21 protein-coding genes and 1 pseudogene are annotated in these 23,862 nt (G+C 43.3%); 16 read left to right on the top strand and 6 right to left on the bottom strand.

Going from position 1 to position 23,862, the window contains the following annotated elements; translation table 11 throughout:
* The first annotated feature begins 466 nt into the window (after positions 1-466).
* Both B7360_RS22965 and B7360_RS22955 read left to right on the top strand, forming a co-directional pair.
* Positions 467-985, top strand: a complete 519-nt coding sequence (locus tag B7360_RS22965) for a DUF4136 domain-containing protein (protein WP_005397138.1) — start codon at positions 467-469, stop codon at positions 983-985.
* 575 nt (positions 986-1,560) lie between these two features.
* Positions 1,561-2,241, top strand: coding sequence for a DedA family protein (locus tag B7360_RS22955; protein ID WP_085344718.1), 681 nt, complete (start codon positions 1,561-1,563; stop codon positions 2,239-2,241).
* Positions 2,242-2,366: 125 nt separating this feature from the next.
* On the opposite strand, the gene B7360_RS22950 is transcribed toward B7360_RS22955, so the two are convergent.
* From B7360_RS22950 to B7360_RS22935, 4 genes are all read right to left on the bottom strand, one after another.
* Positions 2,367-2,690, bottom strand: a complete 324-nt coding sequence (locus B7360_RS22950) for a hypothetical protein (protein ID WP_085344717.1) — start codon at positions 2,688-2,690, stop codon at positions 2,367-2,369.
* An 86-nt stretch (positions 2,691-2,776) separates the two neighbouring features.
* The gene (locus tag B7360_RS22945; protein WP_005397143.1) at positions 2,777-3,235 is read right to left on the bottom strand and encodes a hypothetical protein; all 459 of its coding nucleotides are present in this window, start codon (positions 3,233-3,235) and stop codon (positions 2,777-2,779) included.
* 330 nt (positions 3,236-3,565) lie between these two features.
* Positions 3,566-4,207 (bottom strand): murein L,D-transpeptidase catalytic domain family protein, encoded by a 642-nt coding sequence (locus B7360_RS22940; RefSeq protein ID WP_085344716.1) that lies wholly within the window; start codon positions 4,205-4,207, stop codon positions 3,566-3,568.
* An 843-nt stretch (positions 4,208-5,050) separates the two neighbouring features.
* Positions 5,051-7,417, bottom strand: coding sequence for an EAL domain-containing protein (locus B7360_RS22935; protein WP_085344715.1), 2,367 nt, complete (start codon positions 7,415-7,417; stop codon positions 5,051-5,053).
* A 472-nt stretch (positions 7,418-7,889) separates the two neighbouring features.
* Here B7360_RS22935 and rbsD point away from each other — a divergent pair, with 472 nt between their 5' ends.
* The 13 genes from rbsD (at position 7,890) to vctC (ending at position 20,491) form a co-directional block, all read left to right on the top strand.
* Positions 7,890-8,309: a D-ribose pyranase gene (gene rbsD, locus B7360_RS22930; protein WP_005397153.1), complete on the top strand. Its 420-nt coding sequence runs from the start codon at positions 7,890-7,892 to the stop codon at positions 8,307-8,309.
* Positions 8,310-8,332: 23 nt separating this feature from the next.
* Positions 8,333-9,838, top strand: a complete 1,506-nt coding sequence (gene rbsA, locus B7360_RS22925; RefSeq protein WP_085344714.1) for a ribose ABC transporter ATP-binding protein RbsA — start codon at positions 8,333-8,335, stop codon at positions 9,836-9,838.
* Positions 9,835-10,818 (top strand): ribose ABC transporter permease, encoded by a 984-nt coding sequence (gene rbsC, locus B7360_RS22920; protein WP_005397158.1) that lies wholly within the window; start codon positions 9,835-9,837, stop codon positions 10,816-10,818. The genes rbsA and rbsC overlap by 4 nt, the downstream gene beginning before the upstream one ends.
* Before the next feature lie 77 nt (positions 10,819-10,895).
* Positions 10,896-11,774, top strand: a complete 879-nt coding sequence (gene rbsB, locus B7360_RS22915) for a ribose ABC transporter substrate-binding protein RbsB (RefSeq protein ID WP_005397160.1) — start codon at positions 10,896-10,898, stop codon at positions 11,772-11,774.
* 225 nt (positions 11,775-11,999) lie between these two features.
* Positions 12,000-12,917 (top strand): ribokinase, encoded by a 918-nt coding sequence (rbsK, locus tag B7360_RS22910; protein WP_005397162.1) that lies wholly within the window; start codon positions 12,000-12,002, stop codon positions 12,915-12,917.
* Positions 12,918-12,950: 33 nt separating this feature from the next.
* Positions 12,951-13,973, top strand: coding sequence for a substrate-binding domain-containing protein (locus B7360_RS22905; protein ID WP_085344713.1), 1,023 nt, complete (start codon positions 12,951-12,953; stop codon positions 13,971-13,973).
* Positions 13,974-14,473: 500 nt separating this feature from the next.
* Entirely contained in the window at positions 14,474-15,205 is a 732-nt protein-coding gene (gene pnuC, locus B7360_RS22895) for a nicotinamide riboside transporter PnuC (protein ID WP_085344712.1), read from the top strand.
* A 10-nt stretch (positions 15,206-15,215) separates the two neighbouring features.
* Positions 15,216-15,947 carry a nucleoside phosphorylase gene (locus B7360_RS22890; protein WP_085344711.1) on the top strand — a complete coding sequence of 244 codons (732 nt, stop codon included), beginning with the start codon at positions 15,216-15,218 and terminating at the stop codon, positions 15,945-15,947.
* Between the two features lie 132 nt (positions 15,948-16,079).
* Complete coding sequence (locus tag B7360_RS22885) at positions 16,080-16,760, top strand: Crp/Fnr family transcriptional regulator (RefSeq protein WP_006741007.1); 681 nt, start codon at positions 16,080-16,082, stop codon at positions 16,758-16,760.
* Positions 16,761-16,923: 163 nt separating this feature from the next.
* Entirely contained in the window at positions 16,924-17,832 is a 909-nt protein-coding gene (locus B7360_RS22880; RefSeq protein ID WP_048624947.1) for a siderophore ABC transporter substrate-binding protein, read from the top strand.
* 22 nt (positions 17,833-17,854) lie between these two features.
* On the top strand, positions 17,855-18,790 hold the full coding sequence (gene vctD, locus B7360_RS22875) for an iron chelate uptake ABC transporter permease subunit VctD (protein ID WP_041853077.1): 936 nt from the start codon (positions 17,855-17,857) through the stop codon (positions 18,788-18,790).
* Positions 18,783-19,733, top strand: coding sequence for an iron chelate uptake ABC transporter permease subunit VctG (vctG, locus tag B7360_RS22870; RefSeq protein ID WP_012842333.1), 951 nt, complete (start codon positions 18,783-18,785; stop codon positions 19,731-19,733). Before vctD ends, vctG begins: the two co-directional genes overlap by 8 nt.
* A 2-nt stretch (positions 19,734-19,735) precedes the next feature.
* On the top strand, positions 19,736-20,491 hold the full coding sequence (gene vctC / locus B7360_RS22865) for an iron chelate ABC transporter ATP-binding protein VctC (protein WP_005397181.1): 756 nt from the start codon (positions 19,736-19,738) through the stop codon (positions 20,489-20,491).
* Between the two features lie 54 nt (positions 20,492-20,545).
* Here the strand turns inward: vctC and cueR are convergent, their stop codons facing one another.
* On the bottom strand, positions 20,546-20,932 hold the full coding sequence (cueR, locus tag B7360_RS22860) for a Cu(I)-responsive transcriptional regulator (RefSeq protein WP_085344710.1): 387 nt from the start codon (positions 20,930-20,932) through the stop codon (positions 20,546-20,548).
* A gap of 87 nt (positions 20,933-21,019) precedes the next feature.
* Complete coding sequence (locus B7360_RS22855) at positions 21,020-21,988, bottom strand: helix-turn-helix domain-containing protein (protein WP_085344709.1); 969 nt, start codon at positions 21,986-21,988, stop codon at positions 21,020-21,022.
* 116 nt (positions 21,989-22,104) lie between these two features.
* On the opposite strand from B7360_RS22855, the pseudogene B7360_RS22850 reads away from it, so the two are divergent.
* Positions 22,105-23,769, top strand: a pseudogene (locus B7360_RS22850) (TonB-dependent receptor plug domain-containing protein); the annotation flags it as partial.
* Positions 23,770-23,862: the final 93 nt, after the last annotated feature.

The following is a 23,862-nucleotide window of genomic DNA, read 5'->3' as shown; positions in this document are numbered from 1 at the left end:
CACCTGTTAGTTAAAGTATGATTTTGGGTCTACATTTATCGAACCCGCATCATCAGCTTGGAAGGCTGAGGTAATAGCCATTATACGATGCCCGCGCATCGATAGGACTCAGCTAATATGCCACACTGAACGAAAAAGAAAAGTCTTTTCTCATCAATTGTTTGTCAGGTGCCTAAAAAAGTAGCGTGTTGGTGTTAAAGTGTTCATTGTCTCTGTTTTTCAGGAGGGTCAGCGATTCCGCTTCTAAAATCGATGGCTGCTAATTAGGGGTAAACACACTGTCTACTAGCGTTTAGGCATTGATGAGATTCAAGATTGTCAGTGTAAAGGTTAATCGCGTTTATTGAACAGTCACGTTTCATGGTCAAGACTAGATATTGAAATGATTACTTTTTACTGCTGAAGCGTATGTATAGCACTAGCGTAATTCCGCTGAAACAGTCAGCTTAACCAAAGGAGATTTAACATGTGGAAAGGTTTGATATTAGGGGCGGTGATGATGCTCGTGTCTGCTTGTACAACCGTAACGACGGATGTTGATAAGCAAGCCGATTTTTCAGCTTACAGAACGTTTGATTTCGGTGCCCAAGCAGAAGCCCCTACGAGTATTGATGGTCGACGTATTGAACAAGGATTGGCTGAACAGCTTGAAGATAAGGGCCTAATTAAAGTGAATAGTGGAGGGGACCTTTACGTTCATCATGATATCGTCGAAGAGTCCGAGCTTGTCTCTTCTGGGTCTTCGGTGAGTTTCGGTTATGGTTGGAATAGCTTTGGCGTGATCACTTCAAGCCCGGAAAGATACAAAGAACGTAAGTATGGCAAACTTGTGGTAGAGCTTGTTGATGCAAAGGCTAATCAGGTTGTGTGGAAAGGTGTTTCAAGCAGGAAACTATCTGAGTCTATGAGCTCTGAGAAAAGAGAGTCTCTGATTGAAGAAGAAATTGCGAAAATGTTTGAAAACTACCCTTACGGTGAAAAATAATTAGTATTCTTAACGATTAAGAATACTAATTGCCAATCGTTACGCACAGGGTTAAAAGAACTTATTATTTTGGTTTTGGTTACCTTTGTGCGTACGACTCTGATTGCTTTACTCGGACTACTTTTCTGCTTGTTGGCTCCGAGCATGAGCCTGGCGCACTCATACCCAAATTTTCTTTCCTTTCATAACCAGAATATTGCTGCTGCCGCTAAGTCGAAGCACTTTTCAGAACACCCTGCCTCTCCAATACAACAAGACTATCCGAGTTTAAACAGCCGGAATATATTGAGGGTTAGCCATTCTAAGGAAACGAGCTCGAACGACGATGTAGAACTCGAATGGTTTGAAACGCTTGCTGTAGTTTGGTGGACACATCGTTCGGCAATTCACTCGATGGGGCTGCTAAAACGCATCGGCAATGAGGCTTTAGGTCGTTGTGTTGAAAGTATTTTTACTCATTCTAAATACAGAATCGGAGCGAGGAAAGAATCGAATCTCATATACCGCTTTATACATGCTCGCTAACACATTCCATGTTTTTACAATTTTTGGTTAGTTATGCTTAGGAGCGGTTTATGTTTGATTCGATAATTCAGGTCTTGAGTGCCTTTTGGCATCAAGATTTTACGGCGTTAATGGCGCCAGGCGGTGCAGGATTGGTTTATTTTGTTGTTGCTGCGCTTATCTTTTTGGAAAGTGGTTTTATTCCTGCTGCGCCATTCCCATGCGACAGTGTCGTCGTATTATCCGGTACGCTGGCGGCGGTTGGTGTCCTTGATCCAATAATGATCATGTTGGTGATAGCTGTTAGTGCGGGATTGGGAAGTTGGGCGGCTTACTTACAAGGCAAGTGGCTAAATCGCTTACCTAAGGTCCAAGGCTGGGTGAGCGCGGTTCCTCAAAAGCGTTTGGAACAGGTCGACGTATTACTCAGTAAACATGGATTGATTGCGCTTTTTTGTGCGCGGTTTATTCCGGTTGTTCGTTCCCTATTGCCATTAATGATGGGGTTGCGAGTGAAAGGTATTAGTAAATTCCATTACTTTGCATGGCTGAGTGCGATTTTATGGACGCTGATATTATGCGGTTTTGGTTTATTGCTTCCCTTGTTACCAGAGAATATGAGCAAAACGATCACAATGCTATTAATGGCGGCCCCAATAATTACATTCGTGATTGGGGTACTTAGTTTCTTGTTTGTTAAAGCACGTCGAGCGTTCTGTAAATCCAAGGATGTGTCAGAGTTTTCCCAGTAAGTTTACTTTGAGTTGCACTTTTAAGCTTGTATATAGATTAGACATCTAATCGGCTGGTTTTTATCAGTAAAAAGAAAGGCGCAATGTATGCGCCTTTCTTTTTTAGTGTCGTTAGGGTTTCGAATTTAATAGCCAATGCTATATAGGTACTCGCCAACCTCTTTACACTGAGATTTGTAGATAGTTTCTACTTCGGATTCATTCTTATCTGCTGCTTTAAATTCAAGCTCAGCAGAAGATAACTGACTAAAACTGTAGTTTCTTTCAGACATTAGGTAGTGCCTGAACATCGCTCTGTGTTCAGGAACCGCAATACGTGCATTAGAAACATTGGCACATTCTAGTAGAGTCTCATTGCTCATTTCTTCTGGTTTTGCTTCCGTGTTAGCGAAGGCAGAGCTCGTTGCAAATAGTAATGCTAGTGCGATAGTCGTAGCGAATTTTGTCATTATATGGACCTCAAATTGGTTCTAGTAACAATGAGCGTATTGGTTCTCATCGTTACATTTCCGTGTTCTCTGTATGTCATAAAAAGTTAAACAACAGGGAAGGCGTTGCGACCATGAGTAAAGACGTACATCAAATTGGCTTCTTTTCTTCCTGAGAGTCGATAGAGAGAGCGTTTACTCATCAGCCCGCCATAACCATCAAGAGGTAAGCGAGATGCTTGTTTCGCCAATTCCAATAGTGGTGGGGAAGAGAAAGCAACAAGTAAAAAATAATCAGGAGTAAAATCAGATGATAAAACACCATCAGTGGCGGATGTTCGACGGCAGGAAACCAGCGCTAACAACTCGCGCTTTATGTGCAGATAATAACCTTCTGAGCCCCAAGAACTTGGAGAGGCAAATGTATGGAATTCGCTGTGTGCTAGTTCAAAATCGTCTTGTTGCGCGAGTTTAAGTAAGCGTTCAGAGGTGTAATGTTTAGTGTGGTGATACGTATGCGCATATGAGGCAGCGATGAACCCTGAAAATAGGGACAATGAAAGCATCAATAATATACGGTGTAGATAACGCAAGAAGTAACCCTAAACATATAACGTCATAGACTATCACTATGACTACGGAATCTTAGTGACACTATGATAACAATGAAAATCGGTGTTTGACCAACTCAGCGTATACTAACGAGATGGAAGAGGGATGAACAGAGTTTTCTGATGTTATCTAGGTATAAGCTAATACCTAAATAATTTTAGCGTTGAAGCAAGCGAAAACTGGATAAACAGTAAAGAGAATCTTGATAAAAGGAAGCTTGAGCCAATCCGATTATTTGTTGGGGAAGAAAGAGAGCATTCTTCCCCACATGATTTGCACCCGTGTTATGCGCTTGCGTAAATAACACTGCCGCCTTTTATGGTGTCAATGATCTCACGAGACAACTTCTTTGGCAGTGCAGGGCAACCCCAACTGCGCCCAAGGTAACCATTCTTCTTGATAAAAGAAGGGTTAGCATAGTCGGCACCGTGCACAACGATATAACGCTCGCGAGCTTTATCGTTCAACCCTGAGCTTAGACCATCTAATCGAAGTGAATAACCATTTGATCCGTAGTAGGTGGTGTCAGTCAAAAACGTACCCAGCGATGTTTTACGCGAGTTCACCACGTTTGAAAACTGCGTCGCTGTTTTCTTTCCACTGTTCACACCGTGAGAAACATAAGTATTGTAGATAAGCTTCTTTTTATCTAAATCAACCACATAAAAGCGTTTTTCAGTCGATGGTTTACTATAGTCGATGATGGTTAGTACTGATTTCTTTCTATCGGGTGTTTTTTGGTACGCGATGTAAGCGTCACGAAACAATTTAAAGTCTACTATGCCATCTAACTTTGCTTGTTTGAACACTTGTTCAATTTGATTCTGTGGCATGTGACTTTTGACTTCGTTATCTGCTTGTTTTGCAAAGGCAAAAGGAGAGGCAGACAGAAATGTCCATATAAATAATAAAATTAACTTTTTCATCTTGGCTAAATAAAACTCTATGGTGTTACAAATTTACCGATTGCTTCATGCATTCGTTAAAACAACATGCACATCAATATAATTCTATTCCCAATGTTTCTTATTGTACGCTTAGGTACTTAATATTGGGTTAACGATAAGTTTTCAAGTTAAAAACTAACTGTTTGAAACTCAAATAAATTATGAAGTTAATCGATTGTTTCGATAAACTTCGGCATAAATAATATCTGATATGTGTAATTAATAAAACTGTGTTTAAGGATATTTGTGAGATGGCGAATTTATAAAAACGATGTTTTATTTTTTCTAGATTAGAAACTCTTTTTATTTCAATGTTTTTGTCTTTTGTACGTCTATTCAGCCTACGTTTAGATTTGTGATTTGACTCGTAACAAATCGTAACGTCAACTCGTTATGTGTGTTAGTGCATTTTAAGTGAGTGGGTAAACAACAAGATGGATAAGAAAGGTAGAGAAATACCGAGAAGAAGGGCATTTCCTGTTCACAAGTGATAAAGCTAAGTCTAAGTGGAGCCGACAAATGAGCTTCTACACGAATCATTTAAGCCGGTGATCAGCAGTACAAAAGTAAAGTTTGTCAGCTTTTACTTATTTCCTTATGTCTTCAATTAAAGAAGTAAAAACAGAACTAAACTTACCAAAAAGTAATTCTATCGTTTTGATTAAATATTTAAATAACTGAGAGCTTTCATCGAAAAATAATAATGCCAAAAATTAACGTACGAACTTATGTGGTTGCTTATATTATTGAAACTAGGGGTAAAGTCTTGTTTCTATATTATATAAGTACAGCAGCCACATACATGGCTTCTGTACTTAATCTTTAATAAGATGTCCCTTGAACAGTAATTGAACCTACTATGGAACCATCGAAGCGGCTATCGTCATTTGCGGATTGCCACCACAAATTCAGTTGTTCCTTACTCATTGGCTTACCAAATAAATAGCCTTGCATATAGTCACAGCGGTAGGCCGATAACCATTCATGCATCACATTGTGCTCAATACCTTCTGCGGTGACCGTTTTATTTTGAGCGTGGCATAGATCGATGATGGGTTTGATCACATGACCGTTGTTGGTTTTCATCAATGTAACGAGGAACTCTCGGTCAAACTTGATCTTTTGAACTGGATATTGAACAAGTTGAGTCAGCGATGTATAGCCAGAGCCAAAGTCATCAATGGCGAGACGATAGCCACGCTTCGACAGCTCATCAAGTAATGCTGTACCTTGTTGTTCTGCGGCAAAGGTTTCTGTTATTTCTAATTCAATACATTCTGGTTTCACACCGTTTTTGCTTGCTTGGTCATGAATATAATTCGCCATTTCGATGGAGTTAAGCTCTGCTGAAGAGAGGTTGATCGAAAGGACAATGTCTTTGCCAAAAATATTTCTTAATTGGTGATATTCCGCTGTAGCGTTGGCGAAAACCCAGCGATCAATTTTATCAAATAAGCCCGCCTGTTCCGCGATTGGGATAAACTCTTTCGGAGGCACGGGACCAATGCCTTCCGCTTCCCAGCGCAATAATACCTCTAGTCCTTCAATCTCGTTGTCCCGATTATTCATATAGGGTTGAAAAACGAGATGGAACTCTTCTTCCACGTTGCTTTTTCTGAGCGCTCGCTCAAGCTGACTGCGTCTTTGAGACTCAACATTGAGAGCAGCTGAGTAATAAGCGTACTGGTTTTTCCCGGCTCGTTTGGCTTGATACATTGCCGCATCGGCACTGGAGAGTAATTTCGCGACGTCTGTACCGTCTTGAGGGTACTGAGCGATACCTACGCTTGCAGTCACGGGGAATGAATTACTCCAAGATGGACTGAGATTGCTAATCGGTTTTAGCAACTCTGAGGCCAGCAAATCGGGTAGGCGTTGTGCATCCTGATTTGAGCTCAATAAAATAGCAAACTCGTCACCAGACAATCTTGCTGCAAAACAGGGACTATCGTAGTCGTGCGAGAATTTTTGACAGACATTTTTGATGTGTGATGAAAACACCTTTAATAAGTTGTCTCCCAGTTCATGCCCGTATTTGTCATTAACGTACTTAAAGTTATCGAGATCGACATAAATGACCCACAAATGCTGCGAAGGGGAGACGAGTTCACGAGTTGCAAGTTCATGGAAACGATGGCGATTAGCGAGTTGCGTTAGATGATCCGTTTCAGCCAGGCGTTTTGTCTTCTTATATATGACGTTGAGCTCTTCATACATATCAAAAAAGCGTGAGGATAAGCGTCCTATTTCATCGTTTGTTTCTAGCTTTTCAATGTTGCCGCGTTGATTTGTTTCCAGCTCTTGTAGCTGTTTATCGAGGCGAGAAACGGGGTGTAATACATAACGATACAAAACCAAAACAATTAAGGTGATGGTGCAAAACGCCGCCACACCAAAGGAAAGGGCCAGTTCTAGCCACACTTTATCGACTTTATTCCACATCAAATATTCAGCGGGGGAGAGTACCGCATAAAAGTGTGGCAATAGTTCAATCGTCTGAGCGAGAGGAATATCGAGATAAATAGGCTTGTCGGCAAAAGTTATCACGCTATGCGTGTCGAACTCGATTTCGTGCTTGATCTCATTGAAGGCTTCGAGCGATACCGATACCACCACGAAAAAGACATTTTGCGGATCAAAACTTAGAGGTTGTGTCCCTGTTCGTTTGTCGATCAGTTCGTATTGCAGAAGAATACTTTGCCCGCTGGAATTGTAAATAAAGCCAGTATGGTTAAACGCTTCTCTCGTACTAAAGCTTCGCGAGATGTAATCCAATACCTTAGGGTCGACTACACCTGAAGATTCGTAGTATTTATTTTCTGTGTAATAAAGAAGGTTTTGTTTCCCGTCGAGAATCGCCATGCTTGCATCGCCTGTATAGCCATGGCTTAACACATCTGCGGTTTCATCGAGTCGGTTAAATAACACGCGCTCACGATACGGATTGCTATGATTCACCAAGTAGTCTTGCAATACATCACTTTTGCTTAATGTGTATGCATAACTATTGAGGAATATGTTGGCTTGTCGGAACTGCCCTGCGAGCTTTTCCATTTGCAATTGGATATAGCTGTCTTCTCGCTTGATGAGCGTTACTTTTTGAATGCTGTAAATAATATAACTTGATACCAGCGCGCTTAATAAGATCACTGGCGCGACAAGCAAGATGACTCGATTGCTTAACTTCATTATGGCTTTTAGTTTCCGTTTGTGTCCCTACAAACGTCGCATACCATATAAGGTACTGAACGGATGATGTGTTTTGCAAATTGTAACCAGATTGTAAGGTGAGCGTTCTCCAAAATCAGACAACCATCCAAGAACTGTGATGATGTGTAAGGTTTCCATCTCATTAACTAGAGTGTTTCTCAGTAATGGGACGTATCTCTTTTTCAACTGTCTTTAAAAACCTCACTTCAAGTGTAGATTAAGCCAGCCATCGAAACGTTTCGATGGTAAAGTGTGACTCATGTACCTTTTTACTATTCGATGACCCGTTAATTACGGATCATTCTCACACCTTATCGATCTCACTCTGGTCAAATTACCACAACGAATTATTATTTCATCGAAACGTTTCGATGAGTTTTCTGTTAATAACGAAAACACTTTAAAACAGGCGCTCATGGTTGTATGAACGTGTAACCGAAAGGTCGATGAGATGAAAAAAAGTACCCTAATTAACTCAGATATTTCTTACTTGGTGGCGACGCTAGGCCACACCGATGAGATCACGATATGTGACGCTGGCCTGCCAATCCCTGAGCATGTACAGCGAATTGATTTGGCGCTAACGCATGGCGTACCAAGTTTTCTTGATACTGTTCGCGTGATTCTATCTGAGTCGCAAATCGAAGGGGTCATTATTGCGGAAGAGTTTTCTGATGTAAGCCCAGTTTTGCATCAAGCATTGCTTAACGAACTGAGCAAAGAGAGCGAAGAAACGGGTAAATCTATCGAGATCAGCTACGTGTCACATGAAGCATTTAAAGCACGCACGGCACAAAGCCGCGCTGTCGTTCGAACTGGCGAATGCTCGCCATACGCGAACGTTATCTTTCAAGCGGGCGTGGTTTTTTAAGCCAGAGATATTGAGGACAGATTATGACTCAAGCCATTCTACAACTGAGCGACATTGAGAAAGCGTTCCCGGGCGTGAAAGCACTGGACAAAGCGAGCCTGAATGTTTACCCAGGCCGTGTCATGGCGCTCATGGGAGAAAATGGAGCAGGCAAGTCAACATTGATGAAGGTGCTGACTGGCATCTATCACATGGATGCGGGTAGCATCCAATATCAAGGCCAACCTGCCGCGTTTAAAGGTCCGCGTGACTCACAGGAAGCGGGCATCAGCATCATTCACCAAGAATTGAACTTGATCCCTGAACTAACGATTGCTGAAAACATCTATCTAGGTCGTGAATTTACCGGCACGATGGGGCGTATTCAGTGGGGCAAGATGTATGAAGAAGCAGACAAGTTGCTTCAACGCCTTAACGTAAAGCACTCATCGAAAACGTTGCTTGGTGATTTGAGCCTAGGTGAACAGCAAATGGTGGAGATCGCGAAAGCGCTTTCGTTTGAATCGAAAGTCATCATTATGGATGAGCCAACTGACGCGCTGACTGATACCGAGACGGAGTCACTATTTAAAGTGATCAACGAGCTTCGAGAGCAGGGCTGCGGCATTGTTTATATCTCACACCGTCTTAAAGAAATCTTTGAAATCTGTGACGATATTACGGTGCTTCGTGACGGTAAATTTATCGGTGAGTGCAAGGTGTCCGAAACTGATGAAGACGGCCTGATCGAAATGATGGTTGGTCGTAAGTTAGAAGAGCAATACCCACGTATTGATGTGCGACATGGCGAAACTTGCCTTGAAGTGATTGGCCTGACTGGCTCTGGCGTTCACGATGTGAGCTTCACGCTGAAACGCGGTGAGATTTTGGGTATTTCTGGTTTGATGGGGGCAGGCCGCACCGAACTGATGAAAGTGATTTACGGCGCGTTGCCAAGTGAGCATGGTGTTATCAACCTCGATAACAAAACCATTAACCCGGTTAGCCCACAAGATGGCTTAGCAAATGGCATCGCTTATATCTCTGAAGATCGCAAAGGCGATGGCTTGGTGTTAGGTCTCTCGGTTAAGGAGAATATGTCACTTTGTTCTCTCAATCATTTGACTAAAGGCTTCCAAATCCAACATAGCGACGAAGTGATTGCCGTGGAAGATTTTATCAAGCTATTTAATATCAAAACCCCTACGCGCGACCAAATCATTGGTAACTTATCCGGCGGTAACCAGCAAAAAGTGGCGATCGCGAAAGGGTTAATGACCAAACCTAAAGTTCTGATTCTCGATGAGCCAACACGTGGCGTCGATGTCGGTGCGAAAAAAGAAATTTATCAACTCATCAACAAGTTCAAAGCCGAAGGCATGAGCATCATCTTGGTGTCTTCCGAGATGCCAGAAGTGCTGGGTATGAGTGACCGCATTCTGGTTATGCATGAAGGTCGTATTACTGGCAAATTCGATGCGAAAGACGCCGATCAAGAAAAATTACTCGCCTGTGCCGTAGGCAAAAAGATCAATGAGGAAGCAGCATGAGTACTAATACCATGAGCAAACCAACCGAAGCTAGCAGCAAGAAGTTGTTCACAAAAGAGTGGTTGATTGAGCAAAAATCACTGATAGCACTGATTTTTTTGATTGTTGTTGTGTCATTTTTGAACCCGAACTTCTTTACGGTCGACAACATTCTCAACATTCTTCGTCAAACCTCAGTGAATGCCATTATCGCGGTAGGTATGACACTGGTTATTTTAACCGCAGGCATCGACTTGAGTGTTGGTTCCGTACTGGCGCTATGTGGTGCCTTTGCGGCAAGCATGATTGCGCTTGAAGTCCCGGTGCTGGTGGCGGTTCCGACTGCTTTAGTCGCAGGTGCAGCGTTAGGTGCAATTAGCGGCATCATCATTGCGAAGGGCAAAGTACAGGCCTTTATCGCTACGCTGGTTACCATGACGTTACTACGCGGTGTGACTATGGTGTACACCGAAGGTCGTCCAATCTCGACAGGTTTTACTGACACAGCTGATGCGTTTGCATGGTTTGGTACCGGCTACGCGCTAGGTATTCCAGTACCTGTTTGGTTGATGGTAGTTGTATTCGCTGCGGCTTGGTACCTACTTAACCACACTCGCTTTGGTCGCTACGTTTATGCACTAGGTGGCAACGAATCAGCGACTCGTCTATCTGGTATCAATGTAGACCGAGTGAAGATTGGTGTATACGCAATCTGCGGTATGCTGGCAGCGCTTGCAGGTATTATCGTAACTTCTCGTCTGTCTTCCGCTCAGCCAACTGCAGGTATGGGTTACGAGTTAGATGCGATTGCTGCAGTTGTACTTGGCGGTACCAGTTTGATGGGCGGTAAAGGCCGCATCATGGGTACGCTAATTGGTGCGCTGATCATCGGTTTCTTAAACAACGCTCTTAACCTACTAGACGTTTCCTCATACTACCAAATGATTGCCAAAGCAGTGGTTATCTTGCTCGCAGTACTGGTAGACAACAAAAACAAATAATCCATAACCATTAAATCCTGAATACAAACCGAGCCAGTGGGCGTGTGCTGGCTCACCCTACACAAAGGACTAGAACGATGAAAAAACTTGCAACTCTTATCTCTGCTGCACTTCTTTCTTCCACTGTATCAGTAGCGGCACAAGCCCAAGATACGATGGCGATTGTGGTTTCGACGCTAAACAACCCGTTCTTCGTAACGATGAAAGACGGTGCGGAAGCTAAAGCGAAAGAATTGGGGTACGACTTAATTGTACTGGACTCGCAAAATGACCCGAGCAAAGAATTGTCGAACATCGAGGATTTAAGTATTCGCGGCGTAAAAGCTATTCTTATCAACCCAACGGATTCTGATGCTGTGTCTAATGCGATTCGTATGGCGAACCGTTCTAAGATCCCTGTATTGACACTAGACCGTGGCGCAAGCCGTGGTGAAGTCGTGAGCCACATCGCGTCCGACAACGTGATCGGTGGTGAAATGGCAGGCCACTACATCATGGAAAAAGTTGGCGAAAAAGCAAAAGTAATTCAGCTTGAAGGTATTGCGGGCACATCGGCGGCGCGCGAGCGTGGTGAAGGTTTCATGAATGCCGTGAAGGGCAGCGATATGGATCTTCTTGCCAGCCAGCCAGCAGACTTTGACCGTACTAAAGGCCTAAACGTGATGGAAAACCTACTCGCGGCTAACCCTGATGTGCAAGCGGTGTTCGCACAGAATGATGAAATGGCGCTAGGTGCACTTCGCGCAGTTCAAGCATCTGGCAAAGACGTCGTTATCGTTGGTTTTGATGGCACGGAAGACGGCATTGCGGCAGTTAACCGTGGCAAACTAGCAGCAACCATCGCGCAGCAGCCAGATCTTATCGGTGCTTTAGGTGTTGAAACGGCTGACAAAGTCTTGAAAGGTGAAAAAGTAGAAGAATACATTCCGGTACCACTAAAAGTAGTGACTAAATAAGTTTGACGTTCAATAAAGCGTCCTAATTTTTGCTCTCTCCTCCGTTTATATCTGTCGTTTAGGAGGAGAGGGCAAACATACCAAAGAGACTTAAAAATGCAGGGTATAGATGCCTTTGACTTTTTATCGTGACTCCTTCGTTAGGAAGAGAAGTTAAAGTCATCTAATGTATTTTCCAAAATAGTTTTTCAAAAAAAGGGTTCATTCAGAACCGAGGATAACCGTATGAATAAGTTAGTGGTGTTAGGTAGTGTAAACGCTGACCATGTTCTTCAAGTGCCTTCTTTCCCTCGCCCTGGCGAAACGCTACATGGTCGCAACTATCAAGTTATCCCAGGTGGCAAAGGTGCCAACCAAGCTGTTGCTGCAGCTCGACTCAAGGCTGATATTGGCTTTATTGCTTGTGTAGGCGATGACTCGTTCGGCATCAATATTCGTGAAAACTTCAATATGGACGGCATCGACATCACAGGTGTGAAGATGCAACCAAACTGCCCAACTGGCATTGCGATGATTCAAGTGTCGGATAGTGGTGAAAACAGCATTTGTATTTCAGCAGAAGCGAATGCCAAATTGACAGCAGAAGCGATTGAGCCAGATTTAGATCGCATTCGCCAAGCGGATTACCTGCTGATGCAATTGGAAACGCCGATGTGCGGCATTGAGAAAGCCGCGCGAGTGGCGAAAGATGCAAAAACTAACGTCATTTTAAACCCTGCCCCTGCTCGTGAACTGTCAGACGAACTGCTTGCTTGTATTGATGTCATTACACCAAATGAAACCGAAGCTGAAGTGTTGACGGGGGTAACGGTAACGGATAATGACAGCGCGCAAGAAGCGGCGAATGTGCTTCATAGCAAAGGTATCGAAATTGTCATGATCACTCTCGGTGCGAAGGGTGTTTGGTTAAGTCAAAATGGTAGAGGTGAGCTCATCCCGGGGTTCCGTGTTGACGCGACTGATACCACCGCAGCAGGGGATACGTTTAATGGGGCATTCGTCACTGGCCTGTTAGAGGATTTACCTTTAGAATCAGCAATTAAGTTTGCACATGCGGCGGCTGCAATTTCTGTGACCCGCTTTGGCGCGCAGACGTCGATCCCAACTCGCGAAGAGGTGGACGCGTTTCTCGCTGCACAATAGGGCTTAAACGCCTCATCAATTAGGAGTAATAACATGGCGACGATGAAAGACATCGCAAAACTGGCAGGGGTTTCCACTTCAACAGTGAGCCATGTTATTAACAAGACGCGTTTTGTGAGTGAAGAGATCTCCGAACGCGTCAATAATGCCGCAAAAGAACTCAACTACTATGCGCCATCAGCTTTGGCGCGTAGCCTCAAAGTCAATCGTACCAAAACCATTGGTATGCTAGTGACAACCTCAACCAACCCATTCTTTGGCGAAGTCGTAAAAGGCGTCGAACGCAGCTGCTACCAAAAAGGCTACAGCCTCATTTTATGCAATACCGAAGGTGATAACGAACGTATGCGCCAATCCATTAATACGCTTTTGCAAAAGCGTGTCGATGGTTTGATCTTGATGTGCTCCTCGCTAGAAGGGGAGCGTATCGATGTATTTGAGCGTTATCCTGATATCCCTGTCGTGGTGATGGATTGGGGGCCGATGCTGTTTACGAGCGACAAAATTCAAGATAACTCGCTTCGTGGCGGTTACCTAGCGGCGAAATACCTGATTGATTGTGGCCACACAGAAATAGGATGTATCACCGGCCCTTTGATTAAACACCAAGCGCAAATGCGATACGAAGGTTACAAACGTGCGATGAACGAAGCAGGCTTGGAATTTAATGCCAACTGGATAATTGAATCGGACTTCGAATGTGAAGGCGGATATCAAGCATTTATGAAAATGGCGCAGCGAGGCGCCTTACCCAGTTCGATTTTTGTTTCCAATGATATGATGGCGATGGGTGTAATTAACGCCGCAAATGAGCTCAATATTAAAGTCCCGGAACAGATTTCAATCATCGGTTACGATGACATACATATCGCGAAGTTTATGTCGCCATCACTCACCACAATTCACCAGCCTAAATACCGTCTTGGGCAAGCTGCCGTGGAAACGCTTGTCCGAAAACTGGATGATAAATCAACAGAAGCGCAAGTCGTGCAATTAGAACCTACCTTAGTTGAACGAAAAAGTGTCAAGATATTAAAGTCAAGCAGCACTAGATGACCTGTGATGTTGAGCTAAAAAGTCAAAAAAGTCGTTTCTCTTTATACTATAAAGCCTTACTATCACCATTGATTATAAATAAAAATATTAATTGTTGTCTGGCGGATTAGTTAAATGTTATCAAAAGGTTACGCTAAGTTCTCCGTAAAGCATCCTTGGTTTCACCGAGTTAATGTTATTGCGGTCATACTGATTTTTTTTGTGAGCTGTTATCAGCTCTTGGTGAATGAAGCATTCGAGTACGCAATTGGGTTTGTTATTACACTTTTGGCGTCAGCTTTATTTGCATCAGCTTCCGCATTCAAAAAGCGCTATTTAGGTTTGGATTCTTAGGCGCGTTAATTTCCAAGCGGTTCAATTGAGTCATTTATTGCTTTCAAGCAAATATTGAACTGAATTATGATCGAGTGCATCAAGAGGGGGACAAATGTCCTCCTTTTTGTTAGGTGTCACGCCCTAATATAGGCATATTCCCAAACAAAATAATAAAGGACATCGACATGGACCTACTTGCCTTACTCGATATAAACAACACCCTGGTTAACATTCCAATTGGCGGCGGTTACGCAATGAGTTGGATCGAAGCTTTCGGTACGGTTTTTGGATTGCTTTGCATTTGGTTTGCTAGCCAAGAAAAAACCATCAACTACTTATTCGGTTTGCTGAATGTCACTCTTTTTGCCGTTATCTTTTTCCAAATTCAGTTATACGGATTATTACTTCTTCAACTGTTTTTCTTCTGTGCGAACATTTACGGTTGGTATGCGTGGACTCGTCCAAACGCGGAAGGTGAAACGCTGGAAGTACGCTGGTTAAACAAACAGAAACTCATCGCCACTGCTTCTATTAGCGTTGTGTCTATCGCGTTGCTAACCATCTACATCGACCCTTTTTTCTTTGCATTAGCAAACATTGCTGTTGATAGCTTGAATCTCTTTGGTGCAGACTTGGCTGATCCGGCACTTGAACCTGATGCGTTCCCGTTTTGGGATGCAACCATGACAGTACTTTCTGTTGTTGCACAAATTCTGATGACACGTAAATATGTGGAAAACTGGATTCTTTGGGTTGTGATTAACATCATCAGTGTTGGCATTTACGCGACACAGGGTGTTTATGCGATGTCTGTTCAGTATGCGATTTTGATGTTCATTGCTGCCAATGGTACGCGTGAATGGGCCCGTAGCGCCAAGCGCAATGGCGATAAAACCTTAGCTCAAGCTGCAGCTTAAGGAACGAAAAATGGCGAAACAACCTCATATTGGTGTTGATGAAACACAAGTCGCTCCTCTCGTCATTGTATGTGGTGAGCCAGACCGAGCTAATCGTATTGCCGCATTATTGGATGATGCAGAAATGATCTCGGAAAATCGCGAGTACCGTGTTTTTACTGGCAAATACAAGGAGCAGCCTGTTTCAGTATGCAGTACAGGCATCGGTGCGCCATCAATGATCATTGCGGTAGAAGAGCTAAAACAGTGCGGCGTAACTCATGTAGTACGTGTTGGATCGGCAGGTGCGATGCAATCAGGCATTCAGCTTGGCGAGCTAATCATTGCCGAAGGTGCGGTAAGAGATGAAGGCGGATCCAAAGCGTATGTGGATTCGGCTTATCCGGCGTACGCAAGTTTTTCCTTATTAAAGGAAGTTGAGCGTTACCTGTCGGTGCAAGAGGCGCGTTATCATTTCGGTGTGGTACGTTCTCACGACAGTTTCTATACCGATGACGAAGATGCGATATGCCAATACTGGAACAAGAAGGGCGTCTTAGGTGCCGATATGGAAACCTCAGCTTTGTTTGCCGTTGGCCGATTACGTGGTCTTCATGTGGCTTCGATCTTAAATAACGTCGTTCTGTACCAACAAGATGTGAAAGAAGGGGTTAGTCAGTACGTTGATGAAGCGAAAGTAATGATGCAAGGTGAGAAGCTTGCTGCAACGACGGCGTTAGAAGCGCTGATTGCTCAGAGCTAGTCCGTACTAACTTCAGTCACTCTTATAAATCAATGAATGTAAAGCGACAGGCCACTGTCGCTTTTTTATTTGGTGTTACGGGGTACAATCCACCTGAGATAGTTATCAGTAACTTTTCTGAGAGAGCAGAGAATGAAAATCAGCCCGTATCCAACTGGCCGCTTCAAAACATACCTTGAAAAAAAGAGCGTTGCCTTTCGTGAGATGATCTATCAGTGTCAAATTAGTACGCGTTACTTTGATGCTGGGGAAGAAATTCTCCGTCAAGGTGAGCAACTTCAGTACTTATATGTTGTGCCGGTAGGTCGAGTGTCAATGAGCATATTGGCCGCGAATGGGCGACGCTTTCAATTAGGAGAGGCAAACTGCGACTACCATATCTATGGTGAAATGGAGTACTTCACTCAGACTCCTTGCCAATGGAATGTGATTGCAGATGAGCACATGCAGGTTGATGTTATCTGCATCCAAAAACTAACTGAAGCGCTACAAAAGCATCCAGAAATGATGGTGTTCTTTGCTTCAGCGTTGGCCGAAGATTATCAAGACTCTATGGATATCTATACCAATCGGTTATTGCATCCCATTACTTATAATATTGCGTATGATCTTTTCGTCCGTAATCAAACCAACACATTGCTCGGTGGCTTTGACAAAGTAAATCAAGAAGCTGAGCGATTTGGTACTTCTGGTCGTGTTTATCGACGTGCAGTTAAAGATTTGATTGAAAAGGGATTGATTGCAAAAACGGAAAACGGGTTGGAGATTATTGATGAGCTTGCACTCAAAGCATTTATCGAAGCGCATGAATGATACACCTAGATATTGCAATGAATGGTTTTTATAAGTCTTTGATATAGTTGGAGCTCGAATAAGCGTAACTAATGTAAAGTACCTTAAATTTTGTTGAATGCAGTAAAGAGTAACGCTATATTGCGAACGCGCATGATAATAGATCTCATTAAGGCTTAACAAAATGAAAAAATTCGTCGGTGCGGCTATGCTGTCGCTATTTACTGTTTCTCCTTCTTTCGCTGCTAAGGTTGTGATTGACCATTACATGGGTCAAACCGAGCTAGAACAATCACCAGAGCGCGTGGTTGTGATTGGCTTTGGTCCGCTAGATGCGCTGGACAACTTTGGTATCGATCCTGTTGCAGTCTCTAACTCTTCTAATCTGCCTAGCTACCTTTCAAAATACAGCAAAGATAACTACACCTCTGCGGGTAGTTTGTTTGAACCCGACTTTGAAACCATTTACATGCAAAAACCAGATTTGATATTGGTTGGTCCGCGAGCGTCTGCGAAATATGAAGAGCTGAGTGAAATTGCTCCTACGGTCGTTTTTGCTGCGAAAGAGAATCAAGGTTACTGGGAAGGTACGCAAGCACAGTGGCGCAATATTGGTAAAATCTTCAATATCGAAGAAAAAGTAGAGCAGAAAATTGAAGCGCTAGATGCTCAATTCAAAGCAATTCGTGACTACAACCAATCAAATAACAATGATGCGTTAACGATTTTAAGCATGGGTGACAACATCAGTGCGTTTGGATCTCAATCGCGATTTGGTGTGATTTATAACGATTTCGGTTTCTTGGAAACGGTTGAACACGTGAAAACGGGCACTCACGGAGATGTTATTTCTTATGAATTTATTCGTGAAGCTAACCCGAAAAATATACTCGTAGTTGACCGCAATTCGTTAAAAGGCACGCCAGATAACGATATTCGTAAGTCCATGGATAACGACTTAGTCAAAGCAACCGCCGCATATAAGAATCACAAAATCACTTATTTAGATGTGGACGCGTGGTACTTGTCGATGTCTGGTGTGACTGCAACAGAAAAAATGGTCAGTGAGATCAAGCAAACCGTTGAACTGTAATCCAAGATAGCAGAGGTTAACTTTGAAAAAGTTATTGCTAACCCTTGTGGTTTTAAGCACGGTTTCGTTGTTTGTTGGGGTGGCAAACATGACGCCCCAACAGTTATTTTCGGGTGATGAGAAAGCGTTAGAGCTTTTCTTTACCAGCCGTATACCACGTTTATTCGCCATACTGCTTGCTGGTGCAGGCTTAAGTATTGCAGGCCTTATTATGCAGCAAATCAGCCAGAACCGATTTGCTGCACCTTCTACAACCGGTACGATCGAATGCGCCATGCTGGGCTATGTACTGAGCGTGGTTTTCTTTGGCAACGACAATCACCTATGGCTTGTCTTTGGTATTTCGGTATTTGGGACGCTAGCATTTATTTTCTTTATTCAACGCATTCAATTTAAGAGTGTGGTCTTTGTGCCACTTGTCGGAATTATTTTCGGCAATGTCATCCAATCCATGACCACGTTTATCGCTTACAAATACGATGCACTTCAAAGTCTGAATGCTTGGACAGTCGCAAACTTCGCCAACATCTTGCGTGGTGATTTTGAACTACTGTACATCGCGGTACCAATGGCTATTCTCAGCTATCTTTTTGCCGCACGGATTTCAGCCGTGGGTATCGGAAAAGATTTCGCGGTTAACTTGGGGTTAAATTATCAGCAGGTTGTCACGATTGGCGTGCTGTTGGTGTCCATCATGTCGGCAAGTGTCGTGATGATTGTGGGGCAGCTGCCATTCCTTGGTCTGATTGTGCCGAACCTCGTGAGTCACTTTTATGGTGATAACCTCAAAAAGAACATTCCGCTTACGGCCATGTATGGGGCGACTTTAGTGTTGTGTTGCGACTTGGTGAGTCGTTTGATTATCTTCCCTCATGAAATGCCAATCTCTATCGTGATCAGCATATTGGGTGGTGTGGTATTCATCGCGATGTTGTTGCGAGGTAAGCAACATGCGTGATTCAACGAAAATCCTACTGCTAGGTGGCATTGCGGTACTTTTTGCATGTTTGTTTATTGGTATTGGGCTAACGGCTGACAACTACCAGTATTTTTTATCTCGTAGAGTTCCTAAAGTATTGGCGATAGTGCTAGCGGGTGTGGCTATTGCTCAGTCTTCACTTGTATTTCAAACCATTACGCACAACCGAATTTTAACGCCAAGTATCATGGGGTTTGATGCGTTGTATGTGTTGACGCAAATTTTGATCGTGCTGATTTTTGGTGGTTTGAGTACTTTAGTTCTTAACTTGTACGTCAATTTCACGATTGCCGTAATTGTAATGGTGTCGTTTTCGTTATTGTTGTTTGGTTTTTACTTTTCTAAAGGAAGCAAGAACTTGATTACGTTGCTATTGGTCGGCTTGATCTTTGGTCAGCTATTTTCCAATGCGGCGTCATTTTTCTCTTTGCTGATGGACCCAAATACGTTTGCAATCGTTCAATCGAAACTTTACGCCAGCTTTAATAATGTCAAAGTGAATTTGGTTTACTTTAGTGCACCAGCTTTGATGTTTGCATGTTGGTTGCTATTTAGTATGCATCGCACTTTAGATGTGTTTTGGCTCGACCAAGACAATGCGAAAAGTTTGGGCGTCGACGTACCTAAGGTGACGCGAAATGTATTCATTATCTCGGCGGTTCTGATTGCTATTTCTACGGCTCTAGTGGGACCAATTATGTTCTTTGGTTTGCTGGTGACCAACTTAAGCCGAGAAATGTTCCGAAGTTACCAACACAAAACGCTATTGGTTGGTTGTTCGTTTCTCTCCATCAGCTCGTTACTGGCTGGGCAATGGATTATCGAGAACGTGTTCAGTTTTGAGACGACGTTGAGTGTCGTTATTAACTTTATTGGTGGTGCGTATTTCTTATACCTACTACTGAAAAACAAAGTTGTATAAATATGATAGTGATAGACAAATTAACGAAGGCCTTCGGTTCAAATAAAGTGGTTGATGAGGCCAATACTCAGTTTGAAAAGGGCAAAGTGACGTCCATTATTGGCCCGAATGGCGCGGGAAAGAGCACGCTGTTATCTATGGCTTCGCGCTTAACGGAGCGGGATGGTGGTAGTGTTATCATTGATTGTAAGGAAATTGCGGAATGGGACACTAAAGAGTTAGCGAAAAAGCTGGCGGTACTTCGTCAAGCCAACTCTATTACCATGCGATTTACCGTGAAGGAGTTGGTCTCTTTTGGCCGTTTCCCATACTCCAAAGGAAATCTGACCAAAGAAGATCATGCGGTGATTGAACAAGCGATCGACTATCTAGATTTACAAGGTATACAAGACAAATATTTGGATGAATTAAGTGGTGGTCAGCGACAGCTTGCGTTTATTGCCATGGTGATTGCACAAGATACAGACTACGTTTTTCTTGATGAACCACTTAACAATCTAGACATCAAACACTCTCTTCAGATCATGAAAGTGGTCCAGCGGTTAGCTCATGACATGAACAAAGCCATGGTGGTGGTTATTCATGATATTAATTTCGCAGCGTGCTACTCGGATGTCATATTGGCGCTTAAGCAAGGCAAAGTTGTGGCAAGTGGTGCGGTGGAAGAGGTGATTCAGGCGTCTACGCTAGAGGATATATACGAAACGCCGTTTAACATTATCGAATTAAACGGCAAGCGCATGTGTACTTACCACTAATCCAACCTCAGGGCTTAATGAAAGCTATTCCTCAATGAGGATAGATAGGCGAGTTTACTTGGTGAGCTCGTCTATGATTGGGCATCGGCTTTCAGCGTCTCCCGGACAAGAAGAAACCCAACCTTCAAGTTGCGTTTTGATCTCCATGAGGTGCGCGATTTTTTCTTCAACCTCTATAAGCTTATCTATGGTTCTTGCTTTTACTTCGCTGCTTTTTCGGTTGGGATTATGGGCAAGTTGCACCAACTCTTTGCATTCTTGCAGTGAAAAGCCTGCGTTTTTTGCGCGTGATACTAAGTTAAGCTCTTGAATATGATTATCTGAATATTCTCGATAGCCAGAGTCGCTGCGCACTGGTGGAGATATGATCCCTTTGTCTTCATACAATCGAATCGACTTAGATGAAAGCCCAGTAAGCTTTGCGACAGCACCAATATTCATGTTTAACCTCCATAACGTTTAAGGCGAGTATATACCGATGTTGTGGATAAGACACTCCTAAATAACAGTCAGTTACCTGGGGCCTCTTTACTCTTTTATCACTTCATGCGGTGGTACACCAAATACCTTTTTGAAAGCGCAGGTGAAGTTGGAAGGGTGGTGGTATCCGGCTTCATAAGCAGCTTCCGTGATCGTCACTAGGCCACATTCCAAGTGTTGCCTCGCAATCTCAAGGCGCCGAAAGCGAATATAACCATTTACGGTCATATTCAGTGATTGCTTAAATCGGCGCTGCAGGTTTGAAACGCTCATTGAAAACACGCTTGCCAACTTCTCTAAGCCTAGTTCTTGCTCAAGGTGAGTTTCTATATAGCTAACAATATCCTCTATTCGACCATCTGTGTGCCGTTCAAGGCTATTTTTATTCGCACTGAAATTCTTGGGGATTTGCTTAGTCGCTTGATGCAAAATTTGATAGATCAAGCTTTCCACTTCCAACTTATCTTGGAATTCTTGTGGTGTTTCTCGGCTTGTCAGCGTTTCAGCCAGTTCGCATAACGCCTGGTTAAGCTCTAGAGGATGAAACGCCTGATGAGAGTTAAAAAAGGACCAATGATGACAGGTTTGGTCAAGGCGAGCCTCTAGCCACTGGGGCTTAACCAATATGTTGATCTTATTAATGAGGTTATCTTTGAGCAGTGAGCGACGAAAGTTTGCAGGTTTGAGTAGGTTCACCACGACACCTTTAGGGCCGTCGCCTGCGTCTAAATCAAATTGCAAATCGTCATAGCCAAACGAGAGCTTACCTTCTAAAAGAATAGTGACCAACAGTGAGGCGTGGGCAGTAGAAACAATATGTGAATCAACAAGCTCTAGGCAACGTCCACCATGAACAAAGATTTGATCATTGTACTGATATGATAGGAATTTGCCTTCTGCCAGTTGAGTTTGACAAGGTTGACCTTGAGTGACGATCCACTGTTTTTCTGTGGCTTCCAGTTTTTGGGTTAAAGCGATCTTGGCAATTCTAGTTCGTTTTGGTGTGACTTCCTGCATTTGACACTTCCTCATAACACTTGTGCGATTTCGCATAATCAAATCGCCTTTGTATTTATAAAACTCATGCTTATTATACCTGAGAATTATTATCATTAATATTTAGGAATGAAGTTATGGAAAGCCCTGCTTGTTCATCTATCAAGCTTTCAAGCCTTTGCCTTGCAGTGGGAATGGCGCTATCAAACCCTGTTTTAGCTCAAGATACCGAGTCACATTTTGAAGAAGTCGTTGTATGGGGAACAAAAGTTTCTAGCAATACTGAGTCGATGTTTGCGGACGACATGTCACTGAAGCAAGCGGATCATATGTCTGATTTACTGCGCGATATTCCCGGTGTGGATGTTGGTGGAACACACTCTGTGAATCAACGTATTACCATTCGTGGTTTGAGCGAAACCGATTTGGACATTCGTCTTGATGGTGCTTCTCAGCATGCGAGCATGTTCCATCACATTGGTAACTTGACGCTAAACCCTGACATTCTCAAATCTGCCGATATCCAGGTAGGTAATAACTCTGTGACTCAAAATGGCTTAGGCGGCTCGGTTTATTTTGAAACGAAAGACGCTCGCGATTTACTTCGTTACGATGAAACGTTTGGCGCTCGTGTTTATGGCGGTTATGCATCCAACGACAACCAACAAGGCTCGTTGACACTGTACGGGCTTTTGTCCGAAAACATTGATGCGATGGTTTATGGCCATTACGTTACGCGCGATGACTTTGAAGATGGTGACGGCAACAAAACCTATGGCGCTGCGGGTGATGTTTACAACATTCTGGCTAAGTTGGGGTATGAACTAAACGACATCCATCGTTTTGAGCTCTCTTATGACATGTACCGAGACAGTGGTGATTACAGTCCGCGTCCTGATATGTCGGGTAGTGCGAACAATGGCTTATCGAGCACGTTACTTATTCCTACGGATTATGACCGAGATACCGTTACCTTGAGTTACGAGCTGCGAGGCGAACAACATCAGGGAAACGTCACGCTTTATAATACCGAGACAGAAATTAAACGGGATGAGAGCGTTATGGCTCCTCGCTGGCCTTCGAACCGTTTATCGAAGAACACCGCTAAAAACCAAAACTTTGGTTTGAATGGTAAGTTCCAGTCGGATGTTATGTTAGGTGAGTTTGATAATCGAATCACCTATGGTTTCGACTACATGGATAAGACATCTTCAAGTTACTACGGTAGTCGTAAGTTCATGGATGAATCGGCCATTTCAACCGCACTGTTTGTAGAAGATCAGTTCTTCTTCTCTGATGCTTTCTTTGTTACCGCAGGTATGCGTTTTGATGATTACAAACGTGAAGCTGAAACGGGGACGAGTAACTATGATGATGTGACCTGGGCCCTAGCAGCAGAATGGGCAGTCACTCAGGATTGGACTTTGTTTGCGAGTGCACGCTCTCTATTCAAAGGTCCTGAGCTGATGGAAACCTTTATTGCCTACCAAGACGTTGCATTTTTAGAGGATGGACTAAAGCCTGAAACGGGATTGAACACGCAGGGTGGTGTCCGTTTTGATAAAACCTTTGATAAGCATTTCTTTGGAGCGAATATTACGGCATTCCAAACGGAAATTGATGATTACATTGCAGACCAGTACCAAAACGCGACTCAAACTTACCTGATTTACAACTTAGGTGATGTTGAGATTAAAGGCTTTGAGGCAAGTGCTTCTTATGGCTACGACAAGTTTAACAGCAAACTTTCTTACTCTAAGTCGGACACCAAAAACAAGAATACCAGTGGCCCTGTTGCTGGGAGCTATGCTGATTTCTGGTGTATGGAAGAGAAGGGAAGTTGCGGTGTAATCTGTTGATGTAGTTCTCGCCAGAACAATTAACAGAAAGGTACA

This window comes from Vibrio sp. ArtGut-C1, from assembly GCF_002105475.1.
Classification (GTDB): Bacteria; Pseudomonadota; Gammaproteobacteria; order Enterobacterales; family Vibrionaceae; genus Vibrio; species Vibrio diabolicus.
This window is presented reverse-complemented; position numbering and strand designations above follow the sequence as displayed.